General features: G+C 70.5%; 18 protein-coding genes. 5 read left to right on the forward strand and 13 right to left on the reverse strand.

Annotated elements, in window-relative coordinates:
• Nucleotides 1-74 precede the first annotated feature (74 nt).
• The 7 genes from AC0T5L_RS20065 to AC0T5L_RS20095 form a co-directional block, all read right to left on the reverse strand.
• Nucleotides 75-278 carry a cold-shock protein gene (locus AC0T5L_RS20065; RefSeq protein ID WP_476166992.1) on the reverse strand — a complete coding sequence of 68 codons (204 nt, stop codon included), beginning with the start codon at nt 276-278 and terminating at the stop codon, nt 75-77.
• Between the two features lie 279 nt (nt 279-557).
• Nucleotides 558-2897 (reverse strand): alpha-xylosidase, encoded by a 2340-nt coding sequence (yicI, locus tag AC0T5L_RS20070; protein ID WP_476166993.1) that lies wholly within the window; start codon nt 2895-2897, stop codon nt 558-560.
• 54 nt (nt 2898-2951) lie between these two features.
• Entirely contained in the window at nt 2952-3767 is an 816-nt protein-coding gene (locus tag AC0T5L_RS20075) for a carbohydrate ABC transporter permease (protein WP_476166994.1), read from the reverse strand.
• Nucleotides 3768-3865: 98 nt separating this feature from the next.
• Nucleotides 3866-4774: a carbohydrate ABC transporter permease gene (locus AC0T5L_RS20080; RefSeq protein WP_476166995.1), complete on the reverse strand. Its 909-nt coding sequence runs from the start codon at nt 4772-4774 to the stop codon at nt 3866-3868.
• Nucleotides 4771-6018: a sugar ABC transporter substrate-binding protein gene (locus tag AC0T5L_RS20085; protein ID WP_476166996.1), complete on the reverse strand. Its 1248-nt coding sequence runs from the start codon at nt 6016-6018 to the stop codon at nt 4771-4773. The genes AC0T5L_RS20080 and AC0T5L_RS20085 overlap by 4 nt, the downstream gene beginning before the upstream one ends.
• A gap of 136 nt (nt 6019-6154) precedes the next feature.
• Complete coding sequence (locus AC0T5L_RS20090) at nt 6155-7174, reverse strand: LacI family DNA-binding transcriptional regulator (RefSeq protein WP_476166997.1); 1020 nt, start codon at nt 7172-7174, stop codon at nt 6155-6157.
• 243 nt (nt 7175-7417) lie between these two features.
• The gene (locus AC0T5L_RS20095; RefSeq protein WP_476166998.1) at nt 7418-7687 is read right to left on the reverse strand and encodes a hypothetical protein; all 270 of its coding nucleotides are present in this window, start codon (nt 7685-7687) and stop codon (nt 7418-7420) included.
• A gap of 140 nt (nt 7688-7827) precedes the next feature.
• Between AC0T5L_RS20095 and AC0T5L_RS20100 the strand changes: the two genes are divergently transcribed.
• Entirely contained in the window at nt 7828-9504 is a 1677-nt protein-coding gene (locus AC0T5L_RS20100) for a DEAD/DEAH box helicase (RefSeq protein ID WP_476166999.1), read from the forward strand.
• Between the two features lie 83 nt (nt 9505-9587).
• Here the strand turns inward: AC0T5L_RS20100 and AC0T5L_RS20105 are convergent, their stop codons facing one another.
• The 6 genes from AC0T5L_RS20105 to AC0T5L_RS20130 form a co-directional block, all read right to left on the reverse strand.
• Nucleotides 9588-10067 (reverse strand): SRPBCC family protein, encoded by a 480-nt coding sequence (locus AC0T5L_RS20105; RefSeq protein ID WP_476167000.1) that lies wholly within the window; start codon nt 10065-10067, stop codon nt 9588-9590.
• Entirely contained in the window at nt 10064-10393 is a 330-nt protein-coding gene (locus tag AC0T5L_RS20110; protein WP_476167001.1) for an ArsR/SmtB family transcription factor, read from the reverse strand. The genes AC0T5L_RS20105 and AC0T5L_RS20110 overlap by 4 nt, the downstream gene beginning before the upstream one ends.
• Nucleotides 10394-10566: 173 nt before the next feature.
• Nucleotides 10567-10959, reverse strand: coding sequence for a DUF2267 domain-containing protein (locus tag AC0T5L_RS20115; protein ID WP_476167002.1), 393 nt, complete (start codon nt 10957-10959; stop codon nt 10567-10569).
• Between the two features lie 99 nt (nt 10960-11058).
• Nucleotides 11059-11322 (reverse strand): hypothetical protein, encoded by a 264-nt coding sequence (locus tag AC0T5L_RS20120; protein WP_476167003.1) that lies wholly within the window; start codon nt 11320-11322, stop codon nt 11059-11061.
• Between the two features lie 128 nt (nt 11323-11450).
• Nucleotides 11451-12047 carry a TetR/AcrR family transcriptional regulator gene (locus AC0T5L_RS20125; RefSeq protein WP_476167004.1) on the reverse strand — a complete coding sequence of 199 codons (597 nt, stop codon included), beginning with the start codon at nt 12045-12047 and terminating at the stop codon, nt 11451-11453.
• Nucleotides 12048-12159: 112 nt separating this feature from the next.
• Complete coding sequence (locus AC0T5L_RS20130) at nt 12160-13695, reverse strand: MFS transporter (RefSeq protein WP_476167005.1); 1536 nt, start codon at nt 13693-13695, stop codon at nt 12160-12162.
• A gap of 74 nt (nt 13696-13769) precedes the next feature.
• Here AC0T5L_RS20130 and AC0T5L_RS20135 point away from each other — a divergent pair, with 74 nt between their 5' ends.
• The 4 genes from AC0T5L_RS20135 (at nt 13770) to AC0T5L_RS20150 (ending at nt 17497) form a co-directional block, all read left to right on the forward strand.
• Nucleotides 13770-14420, forward strand: a complete 651-nt coding sequence (locus tag AC0T5L_RS20135; RefSeq protein ID WP_476167006.1) for a TetR/AcrR family transcriptional regulator — start codon at nt 13770-13772, stop codon at nt 14418-14420.
• Between the two features lie 257 nt (nt 14421-14677).
• Nucleotides 14678-15370, forward strand: a complete 693-nt coding sequence (locus AC0T5L_RS20140; RefSeq protein WP_476167007.1) for a phosphoribosyltransferase — start codon at nt 14678-14680, stop codon at nt 15368-15370.
• A 78-nt stretch (nt 15371-15448) separates the two neighbouring features.
• Entirely contained in the window at nt 15449-16108 is a 660-nt protein-coding gene (locus AC0T5L_RS20145) for a dienelactone hydrolase family protein (protein ID WP_476167008.1), read from the forward strand.
• A 63-nt stretch (nt 16109-16171) separates the two neighbouring features.
• Nucleotides 16172-17497: an erythromycin esterase family protein gene (locus AC0T5L_RS20150; protein WP_476167009.1), complete on the forward strand. Its 1326-nt coding sequence runs from the start codon at nt 16172-16174 to the stop codon at nt 17495-17497.
• The last annotated feature ends 55 nt before the right edge of the window (nt 17498-17552 follow it).

The following is a 17552-nucleotide window of genomic DNA, read 5'->3' on the forward strand; positions in this document are numbered from 1 at the left end:
CCGCCTCGGAAGGCGGGGGGCGGCTTCGGCGTTACGGAAGGCGTGTCAGCCTCGCCGTGGCACGCACGCGGGTCTTAGACGCCGCGAACCTGCTCGGCCTGCGGGCCCTTGGGGCCCTGGGTGACGTCGAACTCCACACGCTGGTTCTCGTCCAGGTTGCGGAAGCCGCTGCCCTCAATGTTGCTGTAGTGAACGAAGACGTCGGGGCCGCCCTCGTCCTGGCTGATGAAGCCGAAGCCCTTGTCGCCATTGAACCACTTCACGGTTCCCTGAGCCATGTCTGTCTCCTGACAGTTGATGGGGTACGGATCCACGGTTCGGATCCGTGATCGCACTCGAGTAGCGGCGCGCCCCACCAATCATGGCCGGACAACCGCCCGCGTCGACTCCCGCGAGCGTTAAACACAAGGTCAAACACCTACACAGAAAACTACGATCACTCAGTACAACAACCTGACCCGAGATGTATTCCGCATCAGGCGCCCCAGTTGGAAGAATATTTGGCTGCCGCCGGATCCGGTGCCCAGAGCCGCGGCCCTGGACACCGAAGTCGCAGGTCAGGGCAGGTTTAGGTGGAGACGGGCGGCGCCGGCCGGAACCGAGAAGAGGGTGCCCTCGTCCGTCGTGGTGGCCTCGGCGGAGGGATCGGCGGACTCGGCGCCGTGCACACCGACCAGGAGGACCCTCCAACCGTGGGCCGGAGCGGTGTCGGCCTCCACGGTGACTCCGTCCTCGGAGCGCACGGTACGGAAGGCCGCCGCGACGGAGCCGTCGGCGGCCGGTACGACGGTGGGGGAGTCAGCTGTGGGGGCCGTGTCCCCGGCGCCGTACACGTGCAGGGTCAGGCCGTCCGTGTAGTCGTAGTCGGGGCGGTCGGCCACCGCGCCGACGGGCAGGACGGCGCGGGGGCGGACCAGCAGGGGCAGGGAGTCGAAGCCGTGGACCTCGCGGCGCCAGGCCGGGCCACGCACGGTCTCGCCCGTGAGCAGGTGGGTCCACACGCCCTCGGGGACGTAGTACTCAACGGATCCGTCCGCGCTCAGGACGGGGGCGACCAGGAGGTCGTCGCCCAGCATGTACTGCGTGTCCAGGTGGTGGCAGGTCGGGTCGTCGGGGAACTCCAGCAGCATCGCGCGCATCATGGGCACGCCCTGTCGGTGGGCCTGGCGGGCCGCTCCGAACAGGTAGGGCATGAGCCTGCACTTCAGCCGGGTGAACATGCGGGCCACGTCGGTAGCCTCGTCGTCGAAGTCCCACGGCACCCGGTAGGAACGGCTGCCATGCAGCCTGCTGTGCGAGGAGAGCAGGCCGAACGCGAGCCACCGCTTGAACAGCGCGGGTTCGGGGGTGCCCTCGAAACCGCCGATGTCATGGCTCCAGAAGCCAAAACCCGACAGTCCCAGGGACAGTCCACCGCGCAGGCTCTCCGCCATGGCCTCGAACGTGGAGGCGCAGTCGCCGCCCCAGTGCACAGGGAAACTCTGGCCGCCCGCCGTGGCCGAGCGCGCGAAGAGGACGGCCTCTCCCTCTCCCCGTTCACGGAGCAGCAGATCGAACACCGTCCCGTTGTAGAGCTGTGCGTAGTAGTTGTGCATGCCGTGCGGGTCGGAGCCGTCCGACCACACGACGTCGGTCGGAATCCGTTCGCCGAAGTCGGTCTTGAAGCAGTCCACGCCCATGTCCAGTAGGGGCTTGAGCTTGTCGGCGTACCACGCGCGGGCGTCCGGGGACGTGAAGTCCACCAGTGCCATCCCCGCCTGCCACATGTCCCACTGCCACACGGTCCCGTCCGGCCGCCGGACCAGGTGCCCCAGTCTGGCGCCCTCCTCGAACAGCGCCGACCGCTGGGCGATGTAGGGGTTGATCCAGAGGCAGGTCCGCAGCCCGCGGTCCTTGAGCCGGGAGAGCATACCGACGGGGTCGGGGAAGACCTCCGGGTCCCACTCGAAGTCGCACCAGTGGAACTCGCGCATCCAGAAGCAGTCGAAGTGGAACACGCTGAGCGGCACGTCCCGGCTCGTCATGCCGTCGATGAACCGGTTCACCGTGTCCTCGTCGTAGGAGGTGGTGAACGACGTGGACAGCCACAGCCCGAACGACCACGGCGGAGGCAGCGCGGGGCGGCCGGTGAGCGCGGTGTACTTGGCCAGGATCTCCTTGGGACTCGACCCGTGGACGACGTAGTACGTCAGGGCCTGGTCCTCGACACTGAACTGCACGCGGCCCACCGACTCCGAGCCGACCTCGAACGAGACCGGGCCGGAGTGCGCCACGAACACCCCGTAACCCCGGTTGGTCAGGTAGAACGGCACGTTCTTGTAGGCCTGCTCACTGCTCGTGCCGCCGTCGGCCTGCCAGATGTCCACCGTCTGGCCGTTGCGCACGAACGGGGTGAACCGCTCGCCCATGCCGTACACGAGCTCGCGGATCCCCAGCGACAGCTGCCCGAGCATGTGGTGGGTGCCGTCCGACTTCTCGACGAAGCCGGCTCCCCTCGCGTCGACGCTGGTCAGCGTGGCTCCGCCGGCGCGGAACTCCATCCGCCAGGGGCCGTCGGTGTCCGCGCGCAGGGACAGCGCTCCACTGGTCAGCTCGACGGAGGAGCCGCCACGCGTCACCGTGGGGGCGGCGTCGGGGCCACCGCGCACGTCGAACGCCGGCGCGCGTCGGACCGAACCCGCCAGGTGTGTGGTCCGAACGCCGATCACGTCGGGAGCGGGCGACCAGCAGTCGACCGTGACCAGAGGTGTGTTCAGCGTGTCCCCGCGGTGCCCGATCGGACGCACGGGAGCGTAGAGGGTGAACCGGTCGTCATGCGCTCGGACGTCGCGCGCCTCACGCGCGTAGTGCGCGCGGACGCCCTCCCTCATCTGCCAGAAGCCATCGGTGAACTTCATGGGTGGTCTTCCCTCTTGTTCTTGTCTCGGTTCACTGGTGATGCGGACGGTGGCTTACTTGATCGATCCGCCGGAGATGCCGGACGCCACGTATTTCTGCGCGACGACCAGTAGCACCGCCGCGGGGATCGAGGAGAGGACGGCCACGGCCATGACGGCGCCCCAGTCCCCGACGTGCGCGCCGATGTACTCGTAGATGCCGAGCGTCACGGGCTTCACCGCGTCGGTCGTGTTCAGGGTCAGCGCGAAGAGGAAGTCCGACCACGCGAACAGGAAGGTGAACAGGCCGCCGGTGATCAGCGCGTTGCGGCTCATCGGCAGCACGACCGAGACCAGGACGCGCAGCTGCCCGGCGCCGTCGAGCATCCCGGCCTCGAGCACCTCCTCGGGGATGGACACCATGAACGCGCGCAGAAGGACGATCGTGAAGGGAATGCCCAGGGAGGCGTCGGCCAGGATCAGCCCGAGGTAGGAGTTGACCAGTTCCAGCTCGACGTAGGCGTTGTACAGCGCGTTCGCCACGACGATGCCCGGGACCATCTGGGTGATCAGGGTGGCGAACACGACCGGTTCCGCACCGCGGAGCCGGAACCGTGCCAGGGCGTAGGCGGCCGGGGCGGCGACGGCCAGGCAGACCGCGACCGCGCCGAGCGCCACCAGGATGGAGGTGAGCAGGTTGCCCGCCTGCGACTCCCAGGCCCGCTGGAAGTTGCCCAGGTCGAGTGCCTGCGGGAACCATCGGAGCTCGGCCATCGCGGCTCCCGGCTGCAACGCGGTGTTGACCATCCAGTACAGCGGGAACAGCAGGACGGCCAGGACGAGGACCCCGAACACGACGCTCGCGGCATCGCCCCGGGCCTTACGCGTCATGCGCGGTCGTCGCCGCGGGGCGGCGTTCGGCGGCCTGTCCCGCCGGGCCTGTCCCGCCGGGAGGGAGGCATCGGGGGCGGCACTGTCGGGCACGGCGCTCATCGGGTGACACCTCCACGGTTGGCGCGCAGATAGAGCACCGCGAACACCATGCTGATGACGATCAGGACGTTGCCGACGACGGCGCCCTGGCCGAAGTCGAGCTGAAGGAACGACAGTTGGTAGGTGAGGGTGCCCAGCGTCTCCGTGGAGTGCGCCGGTCCTCCGTTGGTGAGCGCCAGCACCAGGTCCAGGATCTTCACGGTCGACATGAAGCCCAGCACCAGCACCACGGTCACCACGGGCCGCAGCATGGGCAGGACCACGCCGAAGAAGCTCCGGAACGGGCCCGCGCCGTCCAGCACGGCGGCCTCGCGCAGCTCTGCCGGGATCTCCTGGAGACCGCCGTAGAGGATCACCATGTTGAAGGGGATGCCGATCCAGATGTTGACCAGCACGACCGACAGCAGCGCGTGGTCGGGGCTGCTCAGCCAGGGAACGGCCGACGACGTGAGGTGCAGCGCCTGGAACGACTCGTTCAGTACGCCGGTCTCCTGGTCGAGGACCCGGCGCCAGACGGTGCCGGCCACCACCATGGGGATCAGCCAGGGCAACAGGAGCAGGGACCGCATGATCCCCGACAGCGGGAACCGGCGGCTGAAGAAGACCGCCAGCGCCATGCCGATGCTGAACTGGCCCGCCAGCGACCCCAGCGTGAACAGGAGGGTGTGCCACAGGGAGGCGCCGAACAGCTCGTTGGCGAACACGGCCCGCCAGTTCTCCAGGCCGTTGAACGGTGCCTCTCCGGTGAAGTACGTGGAGAACGTGTAGTCCTGGAAGCTCATCACCACGTTGCGGACCAGCGGGTACCCGAAGAACAGCAGCATGTACAGCAGCGCGGGGGCGATGAACAGCCATTTCGTGAGGGTCCGGCGCCGCTGCGGCGCCGTGGTCGCGTGGATCGTCATGACCGGTTCTCCAGCTCCGCCTCGACCTGCGCCTGCGCCCTCTCCATCGCGTCCCGAGGACTCGCCTCGCCCGTGAGCGCGGCCTGGAGCGCGGTGCCGATGGCCTGTGAGTAAGCGTTCCAATCGGTGCCGACGTGCTCGGTCCTGCTGCGCGCGGTGCGCACCTGGTCCACGAACGGAGCCAGCTCCGGGACCTCCTCGCGGTACTGTTCGGCCGCCTCGGGGTCCAGGGGTACGTTGCTGCCCTTGGTCGACCAGTCCAGTTGTGCCTCCGGCGTGGTCAGGCATGCCACGAGTTCGGCGGCGACCCGTTCGCGGCCGGGATCCTCGGCGTTGACCGGAACGGTGTAGGTCTCCCCGCCGATCGGTGCGACCGAGGTGTCCCCGGCTTCGGGAACGGGGATCTCCGACACGGCCCATTCGAGGTCGGGGTGCTCCCGTAGGACCGGCATCTGCCACGGGCCGTTCACCATCATGGCCGCGTTGCCCGCGATGAACTGGTCGTTGGCGTCGGCCTGCGTCCAGTTGACCGCCGAAGACGAGACCGACCCCTCCTCGACCAGCGAGACGACGTACTCGAGCGCCTCGACCGACTCCGGCGAGGAGAGCTCCCTCTCGTCGCCGCCGTTGGACCACAGCCACGGCAGGAACTGGTAGACGCCGTCCTCGGTGGACAGCGCGCTGATGGCGAGGCCGTAGCGGCTCCCCTCGGTCAGCTCGGCGGCGGAGGCCCGCAGTTCCTCCCAGGTCCGCGGCGGCTCGACGCCCGCCTCCGCCAGGACGTCCGTGTTGTAGAAGAGGCCGATGGAGTTCACCGATCGGGCCGCGCCGTAGTACACGCCCTCATAGCTGCCGATGGCGAGCGCACCCTCGGACAGGTGCTCCGTGGACAGGCCGAGGTCCTCCAACGGGACCAGGCCGTCGACCGCCGCGAACTGCGGCATGTCCGAGCCGTCAAGGGAGATGACGTCGGGCAGCGAGTTCGAGGAGGCCATCCTCAGGGCCTTGGGAACGAGCTGGTCGGCGGGCACGCTGAGCTGGCGTACGTCCACGCCCGCCTGGGCGCCGCAGGCGTCCATGACCTCCTGGTCCCAGGTGTGGTACGGCTCGTCGGTTCCCGAGTTCATGATCGTGTACACGTTCGGGTCGCGTTCGGCCGCGCAGCCCACGGCTGCCAGGGCGAGTGCCACGGCGCAGGCGGCCGCGGACACTGATCGGGGCGGACGGTGGGGGTGTTCGTGCATCGGGCCCTCTTCGGCGGGGAGGTGGGCGCAGTGGTCGCATCGGGAGGCGATGCGCGACTGTCGCCGTCGGGGGTGCGTCGGTTCGGTGTGCGATGGGCGAGGGGGCCACCGAGCCGGTCGGGCGGGTGGCCCCGGGTCAGATCGGGGGTGCGACCGTCCCTCCGCGGGTGATCTCGGGCGGGATGAGCTCACTCCGCCCCTCGGGAAGCGCGGGGTCTCCGGACACGGCGGCGACGGCCAACCGGGCCACGGCCGACGACATCCGCTCGACGGGCAGCTCGATCCGGGTCACGTCGAGCCCTCCGAGGTCTTCGGGGAAGCTTCCGATGGCCACCAGTGAGACGTCCCCCGGCACGTCGATCCCGCGTTCCGCCAGGTGGCGCAGGATGCCGGGTACGGCCGCCGGGTGCTGCACGGCGAGCGCGGTGGGCGCGTCCCCTGCGCCCAGCAGTGCGTCCAGGCGCTGGTACAGCTCGGCAGGGTCCTTGGCGGAGGGGAGGGAGGGTACGGGGACACCGAGTTCGGCGGCGGCGCGTCGGGCCCCGCGCAGGCCGCGGACTGAGTAGCTGCGACCCGAGGCGATGTCCTTCCCTACCGTCGACAGGAAGCACAGCCTGCGGTGGCCGGCGTCGTGCAGCAGGCGCAGCGACGCGACCGCGGCCTCCTCCCAGTCGAGGTCGGCCCAGGGGGCGGCGTCCTCGTCGGAGGGGCGGCCGAGCACCACCACGGGGAACCCCAGCGCGTCCATCGCGCCGATGCGGGGATCCTCCATCTCCACACCCATGATCACCGCGGCGTCGGCGAGTCTGCTGCGTGCCGCGCGTTCCAGTCCGTGCGCTCCGGCGTCGCCGTCGTGGACGGTCAGGAGCAGCAGGTCATAGCCCAGGCCCCCGGCGGCGCGGCTCAGTCCGTACATGAACCGTCCGCCGACCGGCAGATAGCCGGACGAGGGCAGCGGCAGGGCCAGCGCGATCACGTTGGTGCGGGTGCTGCGCAGGGAGCGCGCGCCCGCGTTGGGGTGGTACTCCAGCTCGTCGATCGCTGCCCGTACAGCGGTCCGGGTCCGTTCGGAGACCTTGCGTGATCCGCTGAGCACGTAGGAAACCGTGCTCGGCGCCACCCCCGCCGCCGCGGCGACGTCCTTGATGGTCACCATCGAGCCCTCCCCAACTTGTTGTCGAAGCGCTTCGACAAACCGGCGCACGTGCTTGTCGAATCGATTCGACGAATGTTCGCTATGTTAGGAAACACTTGCCCCTGTGACAACCCCCACGCCGAAGAACCCTCCCGGCCCCGGTACGACCGCGGCGACGAGGGGCATGCGGGGGCGGCCCGTCACGGGGAGACGGCGTCGAGGAGGGCGTCCCGGAGCGTGCAGGCGGTGTGTGGAGGGCGCCGGTCAGCGCGTGGTACAGCCCCCGCCGGGGAACAGCGTCCGCCCGGTGAACCACCAACCGTCGGTGGAGGCAGCGAGTAGGGAGGCGCCCAGGCTGATGATCCCGCCGTGGTCGTTCAGACGGCGTCCGGCCTCCTGGACGAAGGGGTATCCCGCCTTCGCGTTGATCGCGAACATGCGGTCGTACTCCTCCTCGGCGGTCTCCAGGACCGGTTCTGGCAGGACCATCCCGGTGGTGTCCACCGCGATGCCGACACCGCCGTAGGTGTCCACCGCCGATGACGGAGGCCGGTCCGTTGGCGCCGGAGTCTCCAGAGGTGGGACCCTGGGTAGTCGCAGAGTGTTGACGTCCCGCGGGTGGGACAAGGCACCAGCGCGGACCTGTGTAAACCTTCTGTACAAGGAGCTCGACCATGCCCCAGTCCCCAATCGACGGCACGACGGGTTTCTCCGGTCTGTCGCTACGGAGCGAGCTTCTGGACGCGCTCGTCAGTCTCGGCTACGAGGAGCCCACCCCGATCCAGCGCGAGGCCATCCCACCCCTGCTGGAGGGGCACGACCTGCTCGGACAGGCCGCGACGGGCACGGGCAAGACCGCCGCGTTCGCACTCCCCATCCTCCAGCGGCTGGCCCGGGGCAACAGGGGCCCGGAGCCGACGGCCCTGGTCCTCGCGCCGACGCGTGAGCTGGCCATCCAGGTGTCGGAGGCGGTCCACCGCTACGGCCGGGTGCTGGGTGCGCGCGTCCTGCCGATCTACGGCGGGCAGCCGATCGGCCGGCAGATCCGCGCCCTCGAGCGCGGTGCCGACGTCGTGGTGGCCACACCCGGGCGCGCGCTCGACCACATGAGTCGTGCCACACTCTCCCTGGACTCCCTGGAGATGGTCGTCCTCGACGAGGCGGACGAGATGCTCGACATGGGGTTCGCCGAGGACATCGAGGCCATCCTCCAGGAGACGCCGGAGGACCGCCAGACGGTCCTCTTCTCCGCGACCCTGCCCCAACGCATCAACGCGATCGCGCAGCGGCACCTGCGCAACCCGGTCCGGACCCAGGTCAAGCAGGAGACGACCGCGCCGGGCGAGACACCGCTGGTGCGGCAGAGCGCCTACATGGTTCCGCGAGCGCACAAGCCGGCGGCGCTCGGACGCGTGCTGGACGTGGAGGCGCCGACGGCCGCGATCGTCTTCTGCCGTACACGTGAGGAGGTCGACGTACTCACGGAAACGATGAACGGACGGGGCTACCGGGCCGAGGCCCTGCACGGCGGCATGAGCCAGGAGCAGCGCGACCGCGTGATGGGGCGCCTGCGAAACGGTACGGCGGAGCTGCTCATCGCGACCGACGTGGCCGCACGCGGACTCGATGTCGAACAGCTCACCCACGTGGTCAACTACAACGTGCCCTCCGCGACCGACACCTACGTGCACCGGATCGGCCGGATCGGTCGGGCCGGCCGTGAGGGTGTGGCCATCACCCTGGTGGAGCCGCGCGAGCACCGGATGCTCAAGGCCGTCGGCCGGGCGACCAAGAGCCGGATCCCGATCGAGAAGGTACCGAGCATCGCGGACATGCGGACTCGGCGCCTGGAGCTGACGCGCGCCTCGCTGAACGAGAGCCTCCTGGAGGACGGGGACGACCTGGAGCGCTTCCGCGTCGTGGTCGAGACGCTCGCCGACGAGTTCGACATCGTGGACGTGGCGCTCGCCGCGGTGAAACTGGCGCACGAGGCTGGTGGCCCCACGACCGATGAGGAGGAGATCCCGGAGATCACGGTCAAGCCCACGCGGGATCAGCGCGGCCGCCGTGAGACGGCGGGACGTTCGGGAGGGCGTGGCCGCCCGTCGTCGGGCGAGATGACGCGCCTCTTCGTCGGTGCCGGGCGCAGTGCCAGGATCCGGCCGCAGGACCTGGTCGGCGCGATCGCGGGGGAGTCGGACCTCAAGGGACGCGACATCGGAGCGATCGAGATCGCCGACCGCTTCTCGCTGGTGGAGGTCCCCGAGTCCGCGGCCGAAGAGGTGATCACCGCACTGCGCGGCAGCACCATCAAGGGGAAGAAGACGGTCGTCCGCCGGGACGCGAGGTAACCGGTCGGCGTGAGCGGCACGAGGATCCGACCGCGTACCGGGGTGCGCCGTGTAGCGGCCTCGGTGGCGGGTCGGTCTGGTCCCTAGCCGGTGCCGAGCACGGACCGGTAGTGGGCGATGAGCTTCTCGTTCGGACCGGCCCCGGCCCGCGGGGGGCGCCCGTCGAGGACCGCGGCGAGCGCGTCCAGGCACACGTCCCACCCGGCCGCCGTGTTCGCCGTCCACGCGGGGTCGGCGACGGTGTTGGAGAGCCGGAGAACGCACCCGTCACCGTCCTCCTCCAGGGTCCAGCGCAGATCCTCCTCGGCCCACCGGAACGCGAGTGTGTGCGGAGGGTCGAACTCGGTGATGGGCACGACCTCCGGGGCCTCGCCCGGGAAGGTCAGCGTGAGCGAACCGCCCCGGCGCGCGTCGATCTCCACCTGGCAGGGGAACCACCGGCTCAGTGCCTCCCCGGTGGTCAGGGCCGCCCAGACCGCTGGCAGCGGGTGCTGGTAGCGGCGGGTGAAGCGCAGGACGGGTATGCCCGGGGTGCTCGTGTCGACGCGTACCTGGGTGGTCATGGCTGTGGCCCTTCGTGCGAACGGGTGGAGTCGAGGTAGTCGCCCAGATCGTCCAGCCTGCCCGTCCAGAACGCCCGGTAGGGGCGCAGCCAGTCGTCCACGTCCCGCAGCCCCTCGGGCCGCATCCGGTAGCGCCGCCCCTGCCTTTCGGCGGTCTCGGCGACCAGTCCGGCGGTGCGCAGTACGCGCAGGTGCTTGGACACGTTCGGCTGGGTCAGTCCCAGCGCGGAGACCAGGTCCTTGACGAGCAGTCCATCGCTCTCGCGCAGCGTGTCCAGGATGCGGCGCCGGCTGGGCTCGGCGAGGACGGTGAACAGGTCGGGCATGCCCAAATAATGCCTCGGCAGTTATATAACTGTCAAGGCATCTATGCGGATGGAGCAGGGCCCTCGCCGTCTTCCGCTGACAGTGTCCGTTCGCTCGGGCATCCCCGCGCGGAGGGGCCCGCGCGCTCCACCGGACACGCTCTTCCGCTCTTTCCGGTGGGGCGCGCGGCCGGTCAGTCGCTCAGTTCCGGTTTGCCGAACAGGACGGCGTAGCCGGAGGGGAGCTGGCTCAGGAGGTGGTTGAGCTGGCCCCCGGTGACCCTGTCGGCGACGGTGGTGAGTACCGCGCTGGCGTCCCACTCGGCGGTCTTGGGCCGGGCGCCTGTGGCCGCGGCCACCCGGGTGAGGAACTCCTCGACCCCGAAGGACTCCGCGTCGAGGAGCTCTCCCTGGCGCACCGCGTCGCTGAGTTCGTCGGGGAGCTGCGCGACCAGGTGCTCAGCTCCGTTGGCCGGAAGCCGGGGCGCCAGTACGCCGAGCACCGCACGGCTGACCTGGTCGGCCTCCTCCCGGTCGGCGTATTCGCCCAACTCGCGGACCTCGTTCAGGAACTCGTCGTAGCTCATGTCGACATCCTCACCGCGTGGTGGCTGGTCACTGTTCAGATCCCCTGCCCGCTCTTCGGGAAAGCGAACCTCCGCGTCCCCCGCTGGAGGGTCCCTCCCTCAAGCACAGGTGGGGGAGCGGTCCTGCTCCCCGTGTCGGACGGGCACCGGTGGGACGAAGGTGTCGGCGGCCTCGTGGCCCACACGGCGCGCGGCCAGGGCGGCGGGCACCATCGCCAGCGCGAACGCGGTGATGAGGTAGCCGATCTGGGGGATGGTGGCCCCCAGATCCTCGGACATCTGCGGCATGAGACCGCCGACGAGGAGTTCGCTGGTGACCATGGTGAAGATGCCGAGCGCCATGAGGTGGACCGACTTGGGCATGGGTCTTCCTTCTTTGTTTTGGATCGACCAGACCAAAACTGGAGCACGAAAAAGGGGTGGAGGAGGTCGCGCCGAGGCGGGGCGCCGACGAACGTGCGGCGGCGACGGGGGTTGGTGGGGGCGGCGTGTCAGGGCCTGAGCGCCTCGATCCCGGTGGAGGCGATGCCCGCCAGGACCCGGCGTCCGGCGCCCGACTGGGCCGAGACCCTCATCCCGGAGACGAGTGAGGCCACGTACCAGGCCAGGTCGCCGGGATCGCGGTCGGCGGCGACGGAGCCGTCGAGCTGGCCGTCCATGACGGTCAGACGCAGAGAGGACAGGCGCCTGTCCAGGTCGGCCTCCACCACCCGGGCGATGTCCGGGTTGCGCGAGGCGAACGTGGTGATGGTGTTGACGGTGAAGCACCCCGAGCCGAGGCCGCTCTCCTGGTTGGCCATCTCGTCGTCCACGATCACGGTGAGCAGTGAACGGATCCGGTCCAGTCCGCTGCCCTCGGAGGAGTCCAGGACGGTCCCCTGGCGCGCGGTCATGGCGTTGACGTAGTAGGAGAGCGCCCGGCGGAACAGGTGCTCCTTGGAGTGGAAGGTGTTGTAGAGACTGCTGCGGGTCAGTCCGGTCGCCCGGCACAGGTCGGCGGTGGAGGCTCCGTCGAACCCCTTGGCCCAGAACTCACGGCAGGCCGCCCGGACCACGCGCTCCTCGTCGAATTGGCGGGGTCTTCCCATGGAATGGACGCTACCATTTTATGGATGGGTCGTCACAAAAAGGAGTTGGAACGGTCCGAGGGCGACGAGTCCTGCGTGGTCCGGCGGCTCGGAGGGACACCCGCGGAGTGGTTCAGGAGGGTTCCCCGGCCCGTCCCACGCGGTGCTCGCGCAGGCCGACGAGGGCGATCACGGCCAGGGCGGCGGTGACGGCGGCGCAGACGTATCCCACGGTGTTGAACGCTGACCCGAAGGCCTCCTGCGCGGCGGCGACGACCTCCCCTCCTGTCTCCGCGGGCAGCTCCGCGGCGGTCTCCCTGGCCGGAGCGATGCCCTCCCGCGCCTCGGAGAGGGTGTCGGCGGGCAGTCCGCCAGGCAGTGTCCCCTCCACCCTCAGCCGGTAGACGGCGGCCAGCAGGCTGCCCATGACCGCGATGCCCAGTGCCACGCCGAGCTCCCCGCTGGTCTCGGAAAGGGCGGCGGCCGATCCCGCGCGCTCCTCGGGAGCCGACGCCACCACGATGTCGGTGGTCAGAACCGTCGTCGGGCTCAGCCCGAGCACGGCGAGCGCACCGCCCGCCACCAGTACCCACAGCGGATCGTCTGTGCCGACCTGGGCGATGACCAGATAACCGGCCAGGGAGAGCAGTGCGCCGCCCGCGATGACCGGGGACGTGCCCCAGCGGGCGGCCAGCGCGGGCGCGGTGAGGGAACCGGCGATCGCGGACAGGGCGATGGGCGCGGTCAGCAGGCCCGCTCGCAGCGGGGTCAGTCCCGCGCCGGACTGGAGGAACTGCGGCACGAGGAAGTTCACCGAGGTGACGGTGAAGATCCCCACGATCAGCAGGGCCAGGGCCGCGCGGAAGGCGCGGGAGCGGAACAGGGCCGGATCCACCAGCGGTGTCGTGAGGGCCCGCTGCCGACGCACGAACACGGCGCCGAGGACGATACCGGCGGTCAGCACGGCGGTGTTCGAGGCGTCGGGGCCGGAGTCGACCAGTTCCTTGAGTCCGTGGACCACGCCGAGCATCGCCGCGATCGACAGCACCACGCTCACCGCGTCGGGCCGGGTCGCGTCCGGATCGCGGCTCTCGGGCAGCAGGAGGGGCCCGAACAGCACCACGACGGCCATGACCGGCACGGCCAGGACGAACACCGCCCCCCACCAGAACGCCTCCAGCAATGCGCCGCCGATGAGCGGGCCCAGGGCGACACCGACCGAGAACGTCGTCATCCACACCGCGACCGCGGTCGTGCGCTGGCGGTCGTCGCGAAACATCGTCCGGATGAGCGCGAGCGTGGACGGCATCAGGGTGGCCCCGGCGACGCCGAGCGCTGCGCGTGCGGCGATGAGGGCTTCCGGGCTGGCGGCCAGTGCCGCCCACAGTGAGGCGGCGGCGAACACGACCGAGCCGGTGAGCAGCAGCCGCCTGCGGCCGATGCGGTCCCCGACCGAACCCATGGTGATGAGCAGGCCCGCGATCATGAAGCCGTAGACGTCCATGGCCCAGAGCCACTGGGTCGGACTCGGTTCCAGGTCCGCGGCGATGTGCGGCGCGGCCAGGAACAGGACGCTCGCGTCGATGGCCAGCACGAACAGCGGCAGGGCGAGCAGGCCGAGTCCGAGCCACTGGCGCCTGCCCGCACGCGGCGGTACGTCCGTGTCCATACTTGTTCTCCGTTCCTAGTTCCGATACGGTACGTATCGGATCGAATCCTAGGCAGGAAGAGGCGGGAGCGTCAATGGGTCAGCGTTCCGGCGGAGGCGGTCGGCCTCGCGACGTGCACATAGACACGGCGGTCCTGGACGCCGTGTCCGACCTTCTGGAGGAGGGCGGGTACCGGAGACTGGCGATCGAGCAGGTGGCCAGGAGGGCCGGAGTGAGCAAGGCGGCCGTCTACCGCCGATGGCCCAACCGCCAGCTGCTCGTGCTCGCCGAGCTGGAACGGCGCATGGGCCGCGTGGAGCCGCCGAACACCGGCTGCACCTTGTGCGACCTGGACGAGGCCCTGTCCCTGTTCGCGCACACCTTCACCTGTATGGGCCCGGAGTTCTTCAGCCCGCTGCTCGCCGACTGCTCGGGCGAGGCGGAACTGCACCGCAGGTTCATGGACACGCTCTTCGCCCCGCCCCGGGCGGCGGTGCGCCACACCCTCGAACGGGCGCACGAGCGGGGAGATCTGCGAGACGACGTGGATCTCACCCTGGCGGTCGACACCCTGGCCTCCCTGGTCCACTACCGGCTGCTCTTCGGGCACGCCCCGGTGGACAGGGAGGAGATCACACGTGCGGTCACCACCCTGCTGCGGGGCCTGGCCCGGGACTTCTCCGTGTTGGAGGCGGAAGCGGCCGGGCACACCGAAGCCGGGCACGGCGGGGACGGCCGGGGCTAACCGTGCGCGGCCACGGCATGTGTGCGTGCAGGGCATCGGGGTAACGCACATCACAGGGCCCGCGTACACCGTTGAGCAGAGTGAACGCGGTCCCCCGCACACCGCTTCCCGGAGTGGGTCGGCTTCCTGGAGCCCGGTCGCCGAGGGCACCAGCGGGCGGCTCGTCCCGCGACGCTCTGGAGACGAGCCCGAACGACCCGGAACCGACCCGCGCTACGGGCTTCGTGCACCGCAACGACGCGACTGGGGTGAGGAACGTGTTCCAGGACCGGCAGGACGCGGGTGAGCGACTGGCTCGCGTGGTGGAGGGGCAGGACAGGCCGAACCCGCTCGTGCTGGCGCTGCCGCGCGGCGGCCTCCCCGTGGCGGAGCGCGTCGCCGAGGCCGTCGGCGTACCGCTGGACGTCGTGGTCGTACGCAAGATCCCCGCGCCCGGGAGCCCGGAGGCGGCGATCGGGGCGACCACGTCCGAGGGCCCGCCGCTGTTCGACCGAAGAGCTCTGGACATGCTGGGCATCCCCGAGGAGCGCCTGGCCGGCATGGCCGAGGCCGAACAGGCGGAGGCCCGGCGACGGGTCCGTGCGTACCGCGGAAGCGAACCCGAACCGGAGATCTCCGGATACGACGTCGTCGTGGTCGACGACGGACTGGCGACCGGCATGAGCGCGCGTGCGGCCCTGACCGCGCTGCGGGAGCAGGGGCCCGCGTCCCTCGTGCTGGCCGTCCCCGTGGGGGCGCGGGACGCGGTGCACGCGCTCGCCGACGTGTGCGACCAGGTCGTCTGCCTGGAGACGCCGGCGGACTTCGGCGCGGTCAGCCTGTGGTACGAGGAGTTCCCGCAGGTCAGTGATGACGAGGTGCTGGCCCTGCTGGACCGCCATCCCCGACGGGCACGCGAGGGCGATCGCCCCGTCGGCGGCAACCGCCCCGAAACGTCCGGACCGCCGTGACCGCGTACGGGGAAGCGGCGGACAGCAGCGGGCCCGTGTGCCGCACGGGCGCATCGGCCCTGACGAAGGGAGAGCACCATGACCGCCCAGGACGTGACGGTACGGACCCCGGACGCGCAGCTCGACGGGCGACTGACCATGTTCCCCGGGGCGACCGCGGTCGTGGCCTTCGCGCACGGCAGCGGGAGCTCACGGCACAGCCCGCGTAACCAGGCCGTCGCCCGCGAACTCAACCTGGCGGGGACCGCGACGCTCCTGCTGGACCTGCTCACCCCCGAGGAGGAGCGCGTCGACAACGTGACCGCGCAGCAGCGCTTCGACATCGACCTGCTCACCGGACGGCTCACGGGGGCGGTGGACTGGCTGGCCTCCCACGAGGACACCGCGGGAGTGCCCATCGGACTGTTCGGCGCCAGTACCGGAGCCGCCGCGGCGCTGCGGACCGCCGCGGAGCGCTCGGACACGGTCTCGTCGGTCGTCTCGCGCGGCGGCCGTCCCGACCTCGCCGGCACGGAGGCGCTACAGCTGGTGCGGGCCCCGACACTGCTCATCGTCGGCGGTGCGGACACCGAGGTCCTCAGGCTCAACGAGGAGGCGGCCGACCGGCTCGGCGGACCGAGCCGGATCCACGTCGTCCCCCAGGCCACACACCTGTTCGAGGAGGAGGGCGCGCTGGAGGACGTGGCCGACGCCGCGGCCGACTGGTTCACGCGCATCATGGGCGAACGGGAGAGGTGAGCGGCGGGCCCGCCCGCGGGGGCCGCACCAGATCCCGTAGCCCCGTTCCCGGGAGGGGCCGACATGACAACGGACAGCACCGGAGATCCGGTACGCATCGACCCGGACGCGGTCCTGCCGCTGACCGGACCGAAATCGCTGGACCCGCTCATGGAGCGGATCGGTGACGCGCGATACGTGCTGCTGGGCGAGGCCTCGCACGGCACCGCCGACTTCTACCGCTGGCGCGCGAAGCTGACCCGGCGGCTGATCGAGGAGGCGGGCTTCTCCTTCGTCTCGGTGGAGGGGGACTGGCCGGACTGCCAGGCGCTGCACTGCTCCGTCGTGGGCGCGCCGGGGGCCTCCGAGGACCCGCGCGGGGCCCTGGAGGGCTTTCGGAGGTGGCCGCGGTGGATGTGGGCCAACACCGAGGTGCTGGATTTCGCGCGATGGCTGAGGGCCTACAACATGGAGCTTCCGGCTGAGCGGCGCGTGGGCTTCTTCGGCCTGGACGTCTACAGCCTGTGGGAGTCGCTGTACGCGGTGCTGGGGTGGCTGCGCGAGCACGTGCCCGAGCAGGTGGAGCCCGCGCTGAGGGCCTACCACTGCTTCGAGCCCTACGGCGAGGACCCCCGGTCCTACGCACACGCGACACGGCTGGTGCCCGAGAGCTGCGAGGCCGAGGTCGTCGACCTGCTGGCCGGGCTGCGCCGCCAGGCGCGGACGGAGGGGACGGCCGACGACGGCCTCGCCGACTTCGCCGCGCGCCAGAACGCCGAGGTGCTCGCGGGGGCCGAACAGTACTACCGGTCGATGGTGCGCGGAGGGCCCGAGTCCTGGAACGTCCGCGACCACCACATGGCCGACACGCTCGACCGGTTGATGGAGCACTACGGCCCGCGTGCCAAGGCGGTGGTGTGGGAGCACAACACCCATGTCGGTGACGCGCGGGCGACCGACATGTCCGCCGCGGGCATGGTCAACGTCGGACAGCTGGTGCGCGAACGCCACGGGGACGAGGGAGCGGTCCTCGTCGGCTTCGGCACCTACGAGGGCCGGGTGGTCGCCGGACGGGCGTGGGGCGCGACCCCGGAGCCGATGCCTGTCCCCGCCGCGCGTGAGGGGAGCGTCGAGGACCTGCTGCACCGGTCGACCGAGAACTCAGCGGGACTGGTGCTCCTCTCGGGGGAGGGGGCGGCCAACCCGTTCCAGGACGGGAAGGTGCTGCCGCACCGCGCCATCGGAGTGGTCTACCACCCCGGACGCGACCAGTGGGGAAACTACGTCCCCACCGTCATGGAGGAGCGCTACGACGCCTTCGTGTTCGTCGACCGGACCCGGGCGCTCACACCGCTGCACCCGGTCGAGCCGGACTCGTCCGAGGAGGAGACCTGGCCCACCGGCCAGTGAACCGGGCCCCGAAGCCGCCCGGGGCCTGAAGGCGAGCGGTGTGAGCGCCGTCCAG

The organism is Nocardiopsis sp. TRM 82005 (assembly GCF_056312425.1).